12 protein-coding genes are annotated in these 15,926 nt (G+C 37.2%); 5 read left to right on the top strand and 7 right to left on the bottom strand.

Going from position 1 to position 15,926, the window contains the following annotated elements; translation table 11 throughout:
• The first annotated feature begins 56 nt into the window (after positions 1-56).
• The gene (locus ACLI50_RS07345) at positions 57-2,183 is read left to right on the top strand and encodes a helix-turn-helix domain-containing protein (protein WP_411413486.1); all 2,127 of its coding nucleotides are present in this window, start codon (positions 57-59) and stop codon (positions 2,181-2,183) included.
• Positions 2,184-2,219: 36 nt separating this feature from the next.
• On the opposite strand, the gene ACLI50_RS07350 is transcribed toward ACLI50_RS07345, so the two are convergent.
• Positions 2,220-3,068, bottom strand: coding sequence for a M12 family metallopeptidase (locus ACLI50_RS07350; protein WP_411413487.1), 849 nt, complete (start codon positions 3,066-3,068; stop codon positions 2,220-2,222).
• 261 nt (positions 3,069-3,329) lie between these two features.
• Here ACLI50_RS07350 and ACLI50_RS07355 point away from each other — a divergent pair, with 261 nt between their 5' ends.
• The 3 genes from ACLI50_RS07355 to ACLI50_RS07365 all read left to right on the top strand — a co-directional run bounded on the left by ACLI50_RS07355 (position 3,330) and on the right by ACLI50_RS07365 (position 6,208).
• Positions 3,330-4,334 carry an LLM class flavin-dependent oxidoreductase gene (locus tag ACLI50_RS07355; protein ID WP_330743108.1) on the top strand — a complete coding sequence of 335 codons (1,005 nt, stop codon included), beginning with the start codon at positions 3,330-3,332 and terminating at the stop codon, positions 4,332-4,334.
• Positions 4,335-4,402: 68 nt separating this feature from the next.
• Positions 4,403-5,524, top strand: a complete 1,122-nt coding sequence (gene ribB / locus ACLI50_RS07360; RefSeq protein ID WP_202841239.1) for a 3,4-dihydroxy-2-butanone-4-phosphate synthase — start codon at positions 4,403-4,405, stop codon at positions 5,522-5,524.
• Positions 5,525-5,626: 102 nt separating this feature from the next.
• Positions 5,627-6,208, top strand: a complete 582-nt coding sequence (locus ACLI50_RS07365; protein WP_411413488.1) for a Crp/Fnr family transcriptional regulator — start codon at positions 5,627-5,629, stop codon at positions 6,206-6,208.
• An 80-nt stretch (positions 6,209-6,288) separates the two neighbouring features.
• Here the strand turns inward: ACLI50_RS07365 and fmt are convergent, their stop codons facing one another.
• The 6 genes from fmt to folK form a co-directional block, all read right to left on the bottom strand.
• Positions 6,289-7,236 (bottom strand): methionyl-tRNA formyltransferase, encoded by a 948-nt coding sequence (gene fmt / locus ACLI50_RS07370; protein ID WP_202841235.1) that lies wholly within the window; start codon positions 7,234-7,236, stop codon positions 6,289-6,291.
• Positions 7,237-7,383: 147 nt separating this feature from the next.
• Positions 7,384-9,291 carry a RecQ family ATP-dependent DNA helicase gene (locus ACLI50_RS07375; RefSeq protein ID WP_202841233.1) on the bottom strand — a complete coding sequence of 636 codons (1,908 nt, stop codon included), beginning with the start codon at positions 9,289-9,291 and terminating at the stop codon, positions 7,384-7,386.
• A gap of 78 nt (positions 9,292-9,369) precedes the next feature.
• On the bottom strand, positions 9,370-10,809 hold the full coding sequence (locus ACLI50_RS07380; protein ID WP_202841231.1) for an OmpA family protein: 1,440 nt from the start codon (positions 10,807-10,809) through the stop codon (positions 9,370-9,372).
• A gap of 209 nt (positions 10,810-11,018) precedes the next feature.
• The gene (locus ACLI50_RS07385) at positions 11,019-12,545 is read right to left on the bottom strand and encodes an OmpA family protein (RefSeq protein WP_411413489.1); all 1,527 of its coding nucleotides are present in this window, start codon (positions 12,543-12,545) and stop codon (positions 11,019-11,021) included.
• A gap of 52 nt (positions 12,546-12,597) precedes the next feature.
• Entirely contained in the window at positions 12,598-13,713 is a 1,116-nt protein-coding gene (locus tag ACLI50_RS07390) for an OmpA family protein (protein WP_227942856.1), read from the bottom strand.
• A gap of 17 nt (positions 13,714-13,730) precedes the next feature.
• Positions 13,731-14,147, bottom strand: coding sequence for a 2-amino-4-hydroxy-6-hydroxymethyldihydropteridine diphosphokinase (gene folK, locus ACLI50_RS07395; RefSeq protein WP_202841227.1), 417 nt, complete (start codon positions 14,145-14,147; stop codon positions 13,731-13,733).
• Between the two features lie 20 nt (positions 14,148-14,167).
• Between folK and sppA the strand changes: the two genes are divergently transcribed.
• Positions 14,168-15,925, top strand: a complete 1,758-nt coding sequence (gene sppA / locus ACLI50_RS07400) for a signal peptide peptidase SppA (RefSeq protein ID WP_343643338.1) — start codon at positions 14,168-14,170, stop codon at positions 15,923-15,925.
• Position 15,926 lies beyond the last annotated feature (1 nt).

A 15,926-nucleotide genomic window follows, 5' to 3' on the forward strand; every position in this document is an offset into this window, starting at 1 on the left:
TTCAAAACTTATGCCAAGGTAAGAAATTCAAATTCATTTCCGTATTTTTGACGAAGATGAATAATCATTTTTTTGACTTAATAGAGTATACGAACAGAAGTGTTTTTTTAACGGGGAAAGCCGGAACAGGAAAGACAACATTTCTTAATGATTTTGTAAGGCGTACCAAGAAAAAGCATATTGTAGTGGCTCCCACGGGAATTGCTGCCATTAATGCTGGAGGAGTAACCATCCATTCCATGTTTGGGCTGCCGTTGAGAACCTTTCTTCCTACTACAGAAAGGATAGATACCAGTTTGGCCAATAATATTGCCGATCTGATGCCTCATTTCAAATACCGTAAAGATAAACTCAAACTTCTGAGAGAGGTTGAGATCATCATTATCGATGAGGTTTCGATGCTGAGGGCTGATGTTCTGGATATGATGGATTTTTCTTTGAGATTCATCAGAAGGAATAATCAGAGATTCGGAGGGGTACAGATGCTCTTTATCGGAGATTTGTATCAACTTCCTCCGGTGGTAAGGGATGAGCATATACTCAAAATGTATTACAACTCACCTTTCTTTTTTGACAGCCATGCCATTAAGGAAATTCCAATCGTCACCATTGAGCTGACAAAGGTATACAGACAATCTGACGAAGAGTTTCTGGAAATTCTGAATGCGATCCGTGACGGCGATGTGGATAATATAGATTTTGATCATCTCAATGAAAGGTATGATCCTGACTTTGATATGGGAAAAGAGTCTTATGTATATCTTTGTTCTCACAACAAAATGGCAGACGAGATCAATCAGGAAAAACTGGCAGAAATTAAAGTAGATCCTCAGATTTATGAAGCTAAACTGGTAGGAGACTTTAAAGAAAATCAATTTCCAAATGACCAGTTTCTGGAACTGAAAATTGGAGCTCAGATCATGTTTATCCGAAATGATATTTCCGGAGAAAAGAAATATTTTAACGGAAAACTGGGTGAGATTATCGGGTTGGATGAGAATGAAATCCGTGTTGTTCTGGATGAAAGTGAAAGAGAAATTGTGGTAAAAAGGGAAACCTGGGAACAGAAAAAATATTTCCTTGATACGGATAAAAATATCAAAGAGGAAGTGTTGGGAAGTTTCGAGCAGTTTCCGATCAAATTAGCATGGGCGGTTACGATTCACAAAAGCCAGGGATTAACGTTTGATAAAGTGATTATTGATGCCGGGAAAAGTTTTACTGCCGGTCAGGTGTATGTGGCTTTATCCCGCTGCAGAACTCTGGAGGGCATTGTTTTAAAATCAAAAATTACTCCCGAAGTTATTTTCAAGGATAACAGGATTCTTCATTTCCATACCGATACTATTGCCAATGATCATGTGGAGGCGATCCTGAATCAGGAAAAATATGATTACAGCATCAGTAAAGTATTGCGAACGTTAGACTGTACATGGTTTTTGAAAGAAGTGGAGGAGTGGAATAACCTTTCCATTGTCACCAAAAATATAGACCACGTTAAAACCAAACAGCTTTATCTTCAGTTGAAACATGAAGCGGTCAACCTGGGGAAAATTTTTGAAAAATTAGAACGAATCATTTTCCAGAAAGTCAATAATTTTATTGAACAGAAAGAAGAATGGTCCGAGATTGAAAGCAAATCAAAAGGTGCGGTTAATTTCTTTTTTACAGAAACCAGAAATAAAATATTCGATCCTTTGAAAGAGTTTTATGCTGAGATAAAAGGTGCAAAAGGATTGAAACAATACAACGAAGAATTTAAAAGCTGGCTGGAAGACATTGAAGAATATCTGAACAGCCTGAGAGATATTCACCTGCTTGAAACGAAACTTTTAGATGAAAAGAATGATAAGGAAATCAATCTGAAAATTGCTAAAGTTCCGTCCCAGGTTTTAACCTTCCAGTTGTTTGAGCAAGGAAAAACGATCGGTGAAATTGCCTTGGAAAGAGGGCTGGTGAAAGAAACAGTTATTGGGCATCTTGCCAAATTTGCCGAGCAGGGATTGCTGGACATCGCCAGAGTCATTACTTCAGATAAAATCAAAGCTTTTGAAGATGAATTCTATAAAAATCCACATGAAACATTAACCGAGTGGAAGAATGCATTGCCAAGCCATTTTGAATTTAACGAAATCAGGATTTTAATTAATCATTATAATTATAAAAAAGAAAAGAACTCGTAAGAGTTCTTTTTTTATGGAGAGACGATTCTTAAAAATTTAAGGATACATCGCATTGATGGTATTGATATCTCCGGTGGTAAATCCGGTTCTGGTATAAGTAAAATTGCTGTTGTCAGCTCTGGTAATCGTAGGCAGCCCGTTTCTGGAATATGAGGTCGGCCAATACATCATCACCGAATTAATATTAAACGGGCCTATATCTGTTCCGGAATTATAGATATTGAAATTATAAGACTGTCCGTTTTGAATATTATTCCACAGAATTTTTACGTATTGATCTCTGTCTTTACGCGTATGTTCATGATAAAGTCCTACCGTATGCCCCATTTCATGGATAACTGATCCTACAGAAATATACTGATCCAAAGAAATAGTTTGTTTTCCACCCTGGTATCCGATATGCGCCCAGCCATCAGATCCTGATGAACTTCCGAAAATAAATTCCACATAATTAGACTGATTGGTGCGGTAGATCCACTGAGTATTGGTTTTATTATTATACTCGCTGATTGCGGAGTTGATTTTGTTAACATTAATGGAACCCATATTCCCGGCAATGGTATAATAGATTTTCCCATTCGGCCATCTTGAATAACTGGCACCGCCTTTATTAACTTCATTACCTTCTGATAGTTGTTTGTCGGTAAGAACAATATCTCCCTGGAAAAAATTCATTCCGTTTTTTCTTTCATAGGTAATTTCCTGGCCGTTCAATTGTCCTTTTTCTACATTGTCTGCGTTGAGGGCATTGGTTTGTGCTTCGGAAACAATTTCTTCATTGTTTTTACTACATGATGAAATTGTGGCAGTCATAAGAATACTCATCAAGACTGTTTTTCCTGTCAGCATCTGTTTATAAAACAGGCTGTTTTGTTTTTTGATCATATTAATGTTTTTAAAAATTTGGTATACGAATATAATCAATATATCTCTTTTTGTTGAATTGTTTTCGTTAAAATATGTTTTTAATAGAGTTATTTAAATTTTAAAATCTCATAGATAAAATCAAGTAAACAAAAATTTTATTCCAATAGTTTTTCCCTGAACTGATCAATTGTTTTTATTAATTACAAAAAGTAACTAATGCAGTTTTTATGTTTTAAATTTGCCTTGTTTTTCAGATTAAAGAAAAATTAACATCATAACATGAAAAATTTTGAAATTTCTGTTTTAGATCTTGCCCCGGTAAAGCAAGGTAAAAGCATTCATGATACTTTTCAGGACAGCTTATCACTAGCTAATCACGCTGAAAATTTAAATTATAAAAGATTCTGGCTGGCAGAACACCACAATATGGAAAGTATTGCAAGCTCTGCAACTTCTGTTTTAATTGGTTTCATTGCCAATGGAACGAAAACAATCAGAGTAGGTTCAGGAGGAATTATGCTTCCTAACCACAGTTCTCTGATCATTGCAGAACAGTTCGGAACACTGGAATCTCTGTTTCCGGGAAGGATTGACCTTGGATTAGGAAGAGCTCCGGGAACAGATGGCTTGACAGCACAAGCGTTGGGAAGGAATCCAGCCATCATCAATGAACAGTTTCCAAGACAGATCCTCGAACTTCAAAGATATTTTTCAAAAGAAAATTCAGAGGCGATGGTTCGTGCCATTCCGGGAGAAGGATTGGATATTCCGCTATATATTCTGGGGTCAAGTACAGACAGTGCATGGCTGGCTGCAGAACTAGGGCTGCCTTATGCATTTGCGGGACATTTTGCACCTGAGCAGATGGAAATGGCTTTTAAAATATACAGAGAACATTTCGAACCGTCAAAATATCTGGATAAACCTTATATCATTGCCTGTGTTAATGGGGTAGCGGCTGAAACTTCTGAGGAAGCTCATAAAATTTCCACCACTTTATTCCAGGCATTCATCAATATTGTAAGAAACGACAGAAAACCTTTTGCTCCACCCGTGGATGATATGGATGACATCTGGTCCCCAATGGAAAAATCTATGGTATTGCAGAAACTGAGATATACTTTTATCGGAGATCAGGCTGAAATTCAGGAAAAACTTAAAGATTTCCAGGAAAGGTTCCAGGTAGATGAGCTGATGATCAATTCACATATCTACGACCATCAGAAAAGATTGAGATCTTACGAGATTTTCAGAGCGGCTGCAGACTCTTTATCCAAAGCGTAATAAACCATCCATAATTAATTGGCAGATGCTTATTTTTATGAGTATCTTTGCACAAATAAAAAGTAAAAATGTCAGATATTAAATTAAATACTATTCCAGAGGCTATTGAAGACCTTAGAAATGGTAAAATAATCATAGTAGTAGATGATGAAGACAGAGAAAATGAAGGTGATTTTCTTTGCGCGGCAGAACTGACAACGCCGGAAATTATCAATTTTATGGCTCTTCACGGAAGAGGGCTGATCTGTATGCCGCTTCCTGAAAAAAGATGTGATGAGCTTGGACTTGAAGTGATGGTAAGCAGAAGCAGCGATCCTAAGGAAACTGCTTTCACCGTATCAGTTGACCTTCTGGGTAACGGAACATCTACCGGAATTTCTGCAAGTGACAGAGCAAAAACAATTTTAGCGCTGATGGATGAAAAATCCAAGCCTACGGACTTTATGAGACCTGGCCACATTTTCCCGCTTCGTGCAAGAAAAGGAGGTGTATTGAAAAGAGCCGGACATACTGAAGCGGCCATCGATCTTACGAACTTAGCAGGGTTAAAAGAAGGAGGTGTGATCTGCGAGATCATGAACGAAGACGGTACAATGTCCCGTCTGCCTGAACTTCATGCTTTTGCCCAAAAACACGATATGAAGATCGTTTCTATCGAAGACCTGATCCATTATCAGCTTAAAAAAGGAAATCTTGTAGAAAGACTTGAAGAGAAAAAAGTAAAAACCCATTATGGTGATTTTGATTTTTATGCTTTCAGAGAAACTTCCAATGACCAGATCCACTTTGCATTGACAAAAGGAACATGGACAGTAGATGAGCCTGTTTTGGTAAGAGTACAATCTTCAGATTCTTATTTCGATGTATTGACAAGATTAAATAATGGGGAGAAACCTCTGTTGGAAAAAGTAACCAATATGGTTAATGAGGCTGGAAAAGGAGCTATTATTTTCATCAACAATGTTTCCAACTCTGAAAATACATTGAGAAAACTTCAGCAGTTCCTGAACTATCAGGACGGTCAGGAGCAGCATCCTACACTGGCGTACAACTACAGAGATTATGGAATCGGAACGCAGATCCTTAAGAATTTAGGAATCAACAAGTTTAAAGTAATCACTCAAAACCCTAATATCAAACCTCAGGTTGGAGGATATGATGTAGAGGTTACGGAGATGGTACAACTATAAAAAATGAATGGTCAATAGTGAATTGTTTTCACATTAATTGACTGTTTGTAATATAAAATATAAGGTTTAGGATTTTTCTAAACCTTTTTTATTTTTTAAACCATGACTGAATCTTTAAAAAAACATATCCGGGGCTATATTGAAATTTCAGATGAAAAGCTGGAGAAATACTGCAGTGCTTTCAGTTTAAGGAAAATCAAGAAAAAAGAATTCCTCTTAAAAGAAGGTGAAATTTGCGAATTTGAAGGGTTTGTAGTAAGCGGATGTTTTAAAGTTTTTCATACCCATCATAATGCAGCCGAACAGATATTGTATTTTGGAATTGAAAACTGGTGGATCTCCGATATTGATAGTTTTGTGAACCGTATTCCCTCTAAACTCAATATTCAGGCGCTTGAGGATAGTGAAATCCTTCTTATTCCCAAAAAAGACAAAGAAAAACTGTATACTGAAATGCCGGAGATTGAAAGATTAATGAGGCTTAAATTTCAAAAATCAATTATTGCACTACAGCGTAGAATTATTGATAATCTAAGCAAGCCTTCTGATGAACGTTATGTTGAGTTTTTAAAAGATTATCCACAGACAGCCAACCGTTTAACGAATATTCAGATTGCAGCATATCTGGGAGTAACTCCGGAATTTATAAGCAGAATCCGAAAGAAAATTGTCAGTAAAAGCTGATGACCGAAAAAAATAAAAAGTCCCGAAAGTTTATTGGTACATGTTTTCGGGACTTTTTCTATGTTTGATAATAGTCTATTTTAGCTTAATGTAATTCCGTCAAAGTTTCGGAAGCCATTCAGAAAATCTTTTACCATCATTCTTTTTTTACCTTCCAGTTGAAGTTCAAGAGGGTAGTAGATCCCGTCCTGAGTGTAAATTTTAAATTCATTTTTTGAAATATCCAGCGTTCCGGCTGGTTTTCCGTGATCAGAAAGTTCAAATTTACCCCCGAATATTTTTAATCCTTTTTCTTCGTTGTCAATCTTTAAAGTAGTGAAGGCTGCAGGATAAGGAGACATTCCCAGAATAAACTGATGAATAGTTTTTGAAGGCTGTTCCCAATTAATCCTCGTATCTTCCTTGAAAATTTTATAAGCATTTTTAGGATGTTCTACATGGGGCTGAGGTTTTTCTTCAATAGCATTTTCGGCAAGACCATCCAATGTCTTAACCACAAGGCCTGAGCCCATTTCCATGAGTCGGTCATGAAGGCTTCCTGCATTTTCATCCGGTAAAATTTCCATTTCCTGCTGAAGAAGAATATTTCCTTCGTCAATTTTTTCATTAATAAAGAATGTAGTTGCTCCGGTTTTTTCTTCTCCGTTGATTACAGCATAATTGATGGGTGCAGCACCTCTGTAATCAGGAAGCAGTGAAGCATGAAGATTGAAAGTTCCCATTTTAGGCATCTCAAAAAGCACTTTAGGCATCATTCTGAAGGCAACCACTACAAAAACATCAGCATCCAGTTTCCTAAGTTCTTCCAGGAATTCAGGGTTTCTCAACTTTTCTGGCTGAAAAACAGGAATATTATTTTCTTCTGCATAGATTTTTACCGGTGACTGGTGAATTTTCTGTCCGCGTCCGCTTGCCTTATCAGCTACAGTTACAACACCTACTACCTGATGGTGAGATTGGTGGATGGCCTCCAAAGAGGTTTTTGCAAACTCAGGAGTTCCTAAAAAAACGACTTTCAATGATTTCATAATGCAAAGATAAGTTTTTGATCTGAGAGTCGGAAAATATCAGGGTTTGAAGGTAGGAGAGTTTTAGAGTATGAGCTTTGAGATTTAGGCAGGTTGAGGGTCATAATATTTATCAATCATTGCTCATTGCTCATTGCATATTACTCATTACTCATGATTCAGCGCATACGTTCTGAAATTCAGCATTCTTACCTTTCCTGAATCCAAAAGAAAAATCAGATTCTCCAGTATATTTTCTTTGGAATGATAGCTGAGCTGGATAGACAGTTCTTCAATAGTAGCCGATTTTTTAGCTAATAAATTAATGATCTGCTGGGAAATATTTTTCCCAAAGATAGACTGCTTATTTTTTTCGCAGACAGAGCACTGTCCACAGTTTTTTGAATTTTTTTCACCAAAGTAAGCAAGAATTAGTTTCATTTTACAGTAGTCGTTATTTTCTACGTAAAACTTCATCTCTTCCCATTTCTGGATTTTATTCCTCTGAATATGTTCAAATAATTTCCAGTAAGCGCTGTTCACAGCTCTTTCATCACGGGGTTTGAGGAATTTAATACTGGCTAATGCTCCGTCAATATATTCAAGGTAATTCTTTTGCTGCAGCTCTTTCAGACGTTCCTTGATTAAAGGAACACTGATATTGATTTTGTTGCTGACCTGCTGTTCGCTGAACATAACTTTGTGCGTAGTAATTCCTGATATGGTACGGAAAAGGAGTTCTATGAAATGGCCATCTTTTTGTGGCAACTGGTCAATCTCATCAGCTTTAATAAAAAGTTCGAGCGAAGACAGACTTTTGTTATCATTGTAGTAAACAATTTCCTGATTGTGCAGAAAATTGAGTACATTGTTGATCTTGGCCTTCGATAGTTTTGTAAAATTCTGTATACTGAGATGATTCAGTTGAAATGTCTTTTCCGGAAGTTCAAATTCAGCTACCTGAAAAATAGAGTAGAGATAACTAACTATTTTCAAAAACTCAGCTTTGTTGGGAGTCTGGTTTTTTAAAACCTGATCAAAATTCAATAGTTCCTGTTTGTTCCAGAGCATGAAGGCAAAACTGTCTTTGCCATCTCTTCCGGCTCTTCCGATTTCCTGATAATAGTTTTCAAGGGATGCAGCGGGAGAATAATGAATGACAAAACGGACATTATCTTTGTCAATACCCATTCCAAAGGCATTGGTAGAAATAAGAACGTGATTGTCACTGTTATTCCAAAGATTCTGTCTTGCATTCTTTTCTTTGGTTGTGAGACCGGCATGAAAATAATCTACATTTTTCAGTTGATTTTTCTTTAGAAATTCTGCCAGCAGTTCAGCTTCTTTTCTTGTTCTTACGTAAACAATTCCGGAATCATTGCTGTATTTTAGAATATCAAAAACACGTTGAAATTTATCAGATACTTCATCTGTAAAGATTTTAATATTCTCTCTTTTGAAACTCTTTTGAAAAACAAAAGGATTTTTCAGTTCCAGTTTATTTTTAATTTCTTCCAGCACTTTCGGAGTTGCAGTTGCAGTCAAGGCAAGGCAGGGAATCTCTGGGTTATTATTTCTGAATCCTTTTATATTCTGGTAGCTGGGCCTGAAATCCTGTCCCCATTCTGAAATACAGTGTGCTTCATCAACGGCAATGAAGGATAGCTGTATTTCTTCCATATTTTGAATAAACTGAGTATTGGTAAGCCTTTCAGGAGAAACATAGAGCAGCTTGGTAAGTCCTTCTTTACAGCGGTCATAAATGGCTTCAGCATCATATTCATCCAATTCGGAGGAAAGATATTCTGCTTCTATACCACGCGCTTTAAGCTGATTAACCTGGTCTTTCATCAATGCCAGCAAAGGAGAAACAACAAGGCAGGTTCCTTCTTTCAGTAAGGCTGGTAATTGATAACATAAAGACTTTCCTGCTCCTGTAGGTAAGAGAACCAGGGTGTCTTTTTCATTGATTACAGCATTGATAATTTCTTCCTGAGAATCTCTGAAGTCGGTATAACCCCAGAAATACTTAAGAGTATCATATTTTAGCTTTTGAAAATCCTGCGGAGAAATCATGTTGTAAAAATAAGGAAAGAATTAGGACAAAAAAAGTCACGCAGGGCGTGACTTTCATATAATGTATCAATATGTTTATTATTTAGCTTCGAAGTATACTCTTCTGTTGGCTCTGTTTTTCCATTCAGGGCACTTCGTTGCCGGTTCACATTCAGGATATTTAAGGTCTTTTTCACCTTTTCCTATAGCCTGTAGTTTACCTGTCTGAACACCATTTTTGATCAGATAGTTCTTAACGTTGTTTGCTCTTCTTTCAGATAGTTTCTGGTTGTAAGCATCAGTACCTCTTGTATCTGTAGCTCCGATTACATTGTAAGAACCATTTGAAGAATTAATATAGTTTACTGCATTATTTAAAATTGGAGTATTTGAAGGTAAAATTCTGTCAGAATTCAAATCAAACTCAATTCCTTCCAATTTAGTTTCTGTTTCTACTACAGGTCCTGTTGTTGCTACAGGGCATCCGTTGTTTTCAACAGGTCCCGGAACAGTTACACACTTATCGTAAAGGTCAATTACACCGTCTAAGTCAGTGTCAAGCGCAACTCCGGCACCATCCACTCTTGCTCCTGCAGGAGTATCAAGCTGTCTGTCCCAATCGTCGCATACCCCGTCGTTATCAGCATCTCCTTTTTTACATACTTCAATATCCTGGTTTTTGTTAGCCAGCACATCAAGTTTATAATAGATTTCCTGAAGCGGGTCATGCCACATTAAGTGAGATTCATGTTTTCCAAGTTTAACAGAAAGACCTAAAGTAGCATTGAAGAAGTTGTCTGAAACCTGCTCTGAACGCTTGTTGATAGCGCTGTATTTATCACCTCCTCCATCAAATTCATCATCACCGGTTACCACATACATTAATCTACCTTCAATATCGATTCTTCTGTTCACTTTGAACTTCAGACCTGTACCAGCCTGCATAAACATAGAACCTAATTCGAAAGGTTTGATTTCAGTCATCAATCTCTGTCTGTTGCTTCCGTCTTTCTGATATGCTCTGTACGCAATAGTACCGATACCAGCATATCCGTGAAGTGCCCATCTGTAAGGAGAATGGTTGTCAACTCTTCTTAACAGGTTTGAGAAGTTAATATCTCCTAAGATAGAGATCGCATCATACTGAGTTCTTGCTCCTACTGCTGTTGCATCCGGTGCTGAATTTTTAGTATTGAACCATCCTTGTCTGGTTTCACCTCTGTCATACTGTAAATTGATCCCAAAAGCATGGGTAATCGCTTTATCAATACTTACATACGCTGAATATCCAAAAAGGTTTTTACCGTTACCATTTTTGATAGAGGTTAAATCCGCAGACTGAAGAAGTGGAACACCCACCCCGGCAGAAATAGACCAATCGTTAAATCTTTTAGATTGATTGGTGAATGGGGAAACATTAGCAGATCCCGAAGAAAATGTATTAGGATATTCTCCTTTTGAAACTGCCGTTGAGTCTTGTGCATACGTGGCAGAAGGAATTGCCAAAGCTAATGCAACAATTGCTAAACTTAATTTCATAGTGTTATTTTTTTAAGTTAAGTTATTTTAAATGATTTTTTACGCTAAAAAGTGATATTGTGTTAATTTTTTTCAAAACAAACGTACTGATTACTAATGTGTTTGTACAATTGTCCTGAAAATAATGATAAAGGTATGTAAAAAAATTCGTAGTAGAAAAAAAATAAACCGAAAAGAACAATTCTTTTCGGTTTATGAAGTATTTGAAATTATTTCTTCTTTTTCTTAGCGGGAGCTTTTTTGACTGTTTTTTTTACAGGAGCATCTTCATAGTCTTTCTTTTTGATAGAATCCCATTCTGAACTTTCTATAAATCTTACAGTAACTTTTCTGTCCGCCATTCTTTCAGCATCTGAAGCTGATGCAGGGATAGTAGCTTCAGCAGAACCTACTCCTCTTGATTTCAGCACATTTTCATTGATGCCTCTGTTTTCCAGAGCTCCAACTACAGCTGCTGCTCTTTCTTTAGACAATCTAAGGTTGTATGCTGCATTTCCTTTGATATCGGTATGTCCTGTTAACAGGTAATTACCTCCGTTTTCTTTGATAATTGAAGCAGCCAGATCCAGTTTCTCATTAGATTCAGGTCTGATGGTTGCTTTATTAAAGTTGAAATAAATATCTTTAAGGGTTTTCTCTACTTCTACAGCAGTTTGCTTATTATCTTTAACAACAGGACATCCGTTGTTTTCAACAGGTCCTGGAACCGTTACACACTTATCGTAAAGGTCAATTACACCGTCTAAGTCAGTGTCAAGCGCAACTCCGGCACCATCTACTCTTGCTCCTGCAGGAGTATCAAGCTGTCTGTCCCAATCGTCGCATACACCATCATTATCAGCATCTCCTTTTTTACATACTTCAATATCCTGGTTTTTGTTAGCCAGTACATCAAGTTTATAATAGATTTCCTGAAGCGGGTCATGCCACATTACGTGAGACTCGTGCTTACCTAGTTTGAAAGAAAGACCTAAAGTAGCGTTGAAGAAGTTGTCTGAAACCTGCTCAGAACGCTTGTTGATAGTGCTGTAAGCATCACCTCCACCGTCAAATTCATCATCACCGGTTACCACATACATTAATCTACCTTCAATATCGATTCTTCTGTTCACTTTGAACTTCAGACCTGTACCAGCCTGAAAGAACATAGAACCTAATTCGAAAGGTTTGATTTCTGTCATCAATCTCTGTCTGTTGCTTCCGTCTTTCTGATATGCTCTGTATGCAATAGTACCGATACCTGCATATCCGTGAAGTGCCCATCTGTAAGGAGAATGGTTGTCAACTCTTCTTAACAGGTTTGAGAAGTTGATATCTCCTAAGATAGAGATCGCGTCATACTGAGTTCTTGCCCCTACTGCTGTTGCATCCGGTGCTGCATTTTTAGTATTGAACCATCCTTGTCTGGTTTCACCTCTGTCATACTGTAAATTGATCCCAAAAGCATGGGTAATCGCTTTATCAATACTTACATACGCTGAATAGCCAAAAAGGTTTTTACCATTACCATTTTTGATAGAGGTTAAATCTGCTGACTGCAGAAGCGGAACACCTGCTCCTACTGAAACAGACCAATCATTAAATCTCTTGGATTGGTTGGTAAATGGTGTAACATTGGCAGATCCTGAGGAAAATGTATTGGGATATTTTCCATTCGAAACTGCTGTTGAGTCTTGTGCATAAGCGGCAGAAGGAATTGCCAAAGCTAATGCAACAATTGCTAAACTTAATTTCATCGTGTATTATTATTTGATTTCTTTTTGTAAAAGAATTGTAAGACTGTTTTAATTATTTAATCGGGCATCCGTTATTTTCAACAGGTCCTGGTACAGTTACGCACTTATCGTAAAGGTCAATAACTCCATCAAGATCCATATCCAAAGCAACTCCGGCTCCATCTACTCTTGCTCCTGCAGGAGTATCAAGTTGTCTGTCCCAGTCATCGCATACTCCGTCATTGTCTGCATCTCCTTTTTCGCAGACAACAAGGTCAGTACTTGCATTTTCGAGAACGCTGGTTCTGTAATAAGCTTCCTGAAGCGGATCATGCCATGCCAGATGAGATTCGTGCTTTCCTAGTTTGAAAGATACTCCTAAACTTACTGTCCAGGCGTTATCAGATCTTCTGGAATTTAACATGTTATATTTTGAACCTGGAGTGGAAGGATCATAATCATTAGGATCTGCCCATCCGCCGCCATCGAATTCATCATCACCACTGATAATGTACATGGTTCTTGCCTCAACGTCAATAAGTTTTGAAACATTGTACTTGATTCCCACACCTCCCTGATAGAAGATAGAGTTGATATCAATGTCCTGTTTAATGAATAAAGGAGTTCTTCTTGGAGAATTGCTCCATCTGAATTCGTCATTATCATGCAGTGATGTTCTGAATCCCTGAAGACCGATACCCATATATCCGTGGAAAGCCCATCTGTATGGAGAGTGGTTGTCTACTCTTCTGAATAAGTTCGAGAAGTTGATATCCCCCAATAAAGAGATGTTGTCAAACTGTGTTGTTGCAGTAGCTATTCCTGATTTTACACCTTCAGCACCAGGAAGCTGGGCTGTCTGTTTTGTTTCTCCTCTCATATACATAAGGCTTAGCCCGAATGCATGTGTGATTTGTTTGTCCACGCTTACGTAAGCATTGTATCCCCAATTAGTCTTATCCTTGCGGATAGATTTTAAATCGGAGTGTACCATAAATGCAGGACCTCCTCCAACAGAAATAGACCAGTCTCTGAAACGTCTGGATTTGTTGTCAAAGGGTTTTACATTAGCGGAACCTGAGGAGAATGTATTAGGGTACTCTGTGGAAGAGTTTACTGTTGTGCCGCTGTTCTGTGCGAAAGCTGCAATTGGCAATGACGTAGCCAATAATAATAAACCTAATTTCATACAATATGTTTTATGTTTTAAATAAAATCTTTTAATAATATCCTGGAAAAATCCCTTTCAAAAAGATGTTTTTTATGAGGGATTTCTAATCTTTCTGATTTAAAATTCAACTCATTATACTTAATGATATCAATATCAATTATCCTGTCTGTGTAACCACCGGATACTTTTGAATCATTAATTCTTCCCATCTCAACTTCTATATTCTTAATACAATCAAGCAGTTGAATGGGTGAAAGATGTGTGAATATTATTGCTGCAATATTACAAAAAATATTGGAACTGGCAAACTCTACAGGCTCAGACATTAAAAATTCGCTGGTTTGTGAAATGTAATTTCCGGCTTCACTGATTTTTTTTAATGCAAGCTCTACATTTTTTTTTTGCTCTCCTAAGTTACTTCCCAGTAACAAAACGACCTTATGCTGCGACATATTAGAAAATTGATTGATTTATGAGAAGTTTCTTCAAAAATGTTTTGGCAAATATAGTCGCAATTATCATACTTTGCGCTCTATTTTTCATCTTTTTCATCATGATGCTTGTGTTCAGTGCAATGGGGAATGATAAGTCGGTGGCGGTGAAAAAGAACTCAGTTCTTACGATTAATTTAAAGACCAGTATCATCGATAGTCCTACCGAAGAAGAGATGGGATTATTCGGGATAGGCGCCCAAAATAAAAGTATTCTTATATATGATGCATTAGAGGCTATCAACAAAGCAAAAACTGATGATAATATTAAAGGAATCAGTATAGAAGCTGATGACTTGTCTGCAGGCCTTACGCAGATTGATGATCTTAGAAATGCTATTGAGGATTTCAAGAAAAGCGGAAAGTTTGTATACGCTTATGGAAACGGAGTATCACAGTCTGCTTATTATTTAGGATCTGTTGCTGATCAATATTACCTGCATCCGGCAGGAATGATCGAATTAAAAGGTCTTTCTACTGAGGTTACTTTCTTCAAAGATTTTGCAGATAAATACGGAATCGGAATCGAAGTAATCCGTCACGGTAAATTCAAGTCTGCGGTAGAACCCTTTTTAAGAAATGATATTTCTCCTGAAAATAAAGAACAGTTAAGTACTCTTTTGAATGATCTTTGGAAAAATACATCCAATAAAATGGCTGCTTCAAGAAAAATTGATACTGCTCAGTTCAGAACAATTACAGACAGCTTATACGGAATGATTCCTGAGCAGAGTTTACAGTATAAACTTGCGGATAAGCTGATCCAGAAATCCGAATATGAAGATCTTCTGAAAGCGAAGCTTAATGTAAAAGATAAAGAAAAGCTGAACAAGATTTCTTTGACAAGCTATATCAATTCTTATGCGGATGAAGATAAATCCGGTGAAAAGATCGCTGTACTTTATGCTTCGGGATCTATTAATAACGGAGATGAATACAATGATATTCATTCCGAGAAATATGTGAAGTACATCAAAAAACTTCAGGAGGATGATAAAGTGAAAGCGGTTGTGTTCAGAATCAACTCTCCGGGAGGAAGTGCCAATGCTTCAGATGAAATTTTATTTGAATTACAGCAGCTGAAAAAGAAAAAGCCACTGATCGTTTCTTTTGGAGACTATGCAGCATCAGGAGGATATTATGTAGCAATGGCTGCAGATAAAATTTATTCAGAGCCTAATACACTTACCGGTTCTATCGGAGTGTTCGGGGTGATGCCTTACTATAAAGATATTGCTGCTAAAAACGGGATTCGTGCGGATATTGTTTCTACCAATGCCAACTCTATGTATTATTCAGGATTAAACGGAGTGACCCCTTATGGAGTCAATATGATGACAAGAAGTGTGGAAGGTACCTATAAGAGATTTGTACATTTTGTAACTCAGAACAGAAAGAAAACTTTTGAGCAGATTGATAATGTAGGAGGCGGTAGAGTATGGAGTGGTGTTCGTGCCAAGCAAATTGGATTGGTGGATGAATTGGGTACTTTAGCTGATGCTGTGGAATTTGCCGCTCAGAAAGCAGGAATGAAATCTTACCACGTAGAGGCTTTCCCTAAGAGAATGACCCCGTTCGAACAAATCTTTAAAGACCTGAATGAGGAAGATGTTTCGGCAAGAATTATTAAAAATAAGATAGGGAAGTCCAACTATGAGATTTTACAGCAGATCACAAACAAAAAACTACAGTCTGAGGTGAAAATGGAAATGCCTTATCAGATCAGAATCAACAACTAAC

The organism is Chryseobacterium cupriresistens, assembly GCF_046614675.1.
GTDB lineage: Bacteria > Bacteroidota > Bacteroidia > Flavobacteriales > Weeksellaceae > Chryseobacterium > Chryseobacterium cupriresistens.

Excerpts from the sequence above, each read along its gene's own strand:
- ACLI50_RS07345 (WP_411413486.1), top strand. The coding sequence starts at position 57 with ATGAATAATCATTTTTTTGACTTAATAGAGTATACGAACAGAAGTGTT.
- ACLI50_RS07350 (WP_411413487.1), bottom strand. The coding sequence starts at position 3,068 with ATGATCAAAAAACAAAACAGCCTGTTTTATAAACAGATGCTGACAGGA.
- ACLI50_RS07355 (WP_330743108.1), top strand. The coding sequence starts at position 3,330 with ATGAAAAATTTTGAAATTTCTGTTTTAGATCTTGCCCCGGTAAAGCAA.
- ribB (WP_202841239.1), top strand. The coding sequence starts at position 4,403 with ATGTCAGATATTAAATTAAATACTATTCCAGAGGCTATTGAAGACCTT.
- ACLI50_RS07365 (WP_411413488.1), top strand. The coding sequence starts at position 5,627 with ATGACTGAATCTTTAAAAAAACATATCCGGGGCTATATTGAAATTTCA.
- fmt (WP_202841235.1), bottom strand. The coding sequence starts at position 7,236 with ATGAAATCATTGAAAGTCGTTTTTTTAGGAACTCCTGAGTTTGCAAAA.
- ACLI50_RS07375 (WP_202841233.1), bottom strand. The coding sequence starts at position 9,291 with ATGATTTCTCCGCAGGATTTTCAAAAGCTAAAATATGATACTCTTAAG.
- ACLI50_RS07380 (WP_202841231.1), bottom strand. The coding sequence starts at position 10,809 with ATGAAATTAAGTTTAGCAATTGTTGCATTAGCTTTGGCAATTCCTTCT.
- ACLI50_RS07385 (WP_411413489.1), bottom strand. The coding sequence starts at position 12,545 with ATGAAATTAAGTTTAGCAATTGTTGCATTAGCTTTGGCAATTCCTTCT.
- ACLI50_RS07390 (WP_227942856.1), bottom strand. The coding sequence starts at position 13,713 with ATGAAATTAGGTTTATTATTATTGGCTACGTCATTGCCAATTGCAGCT.
- folK (WP_202841227.1), bottom strand. The coding sequence starts at position 14,147 with ATGTCGCAGCATAAGGTCGTTTTGTTACTGGGAAGTAACTTAGGAGAG.
- sppA (WP_343643338.1), top strand. The coding sequence starts at position 14,168 with ATGAGAAGTTTCTTCAAAAATGTTTTGGCAAATATAGTCGCAATTATC.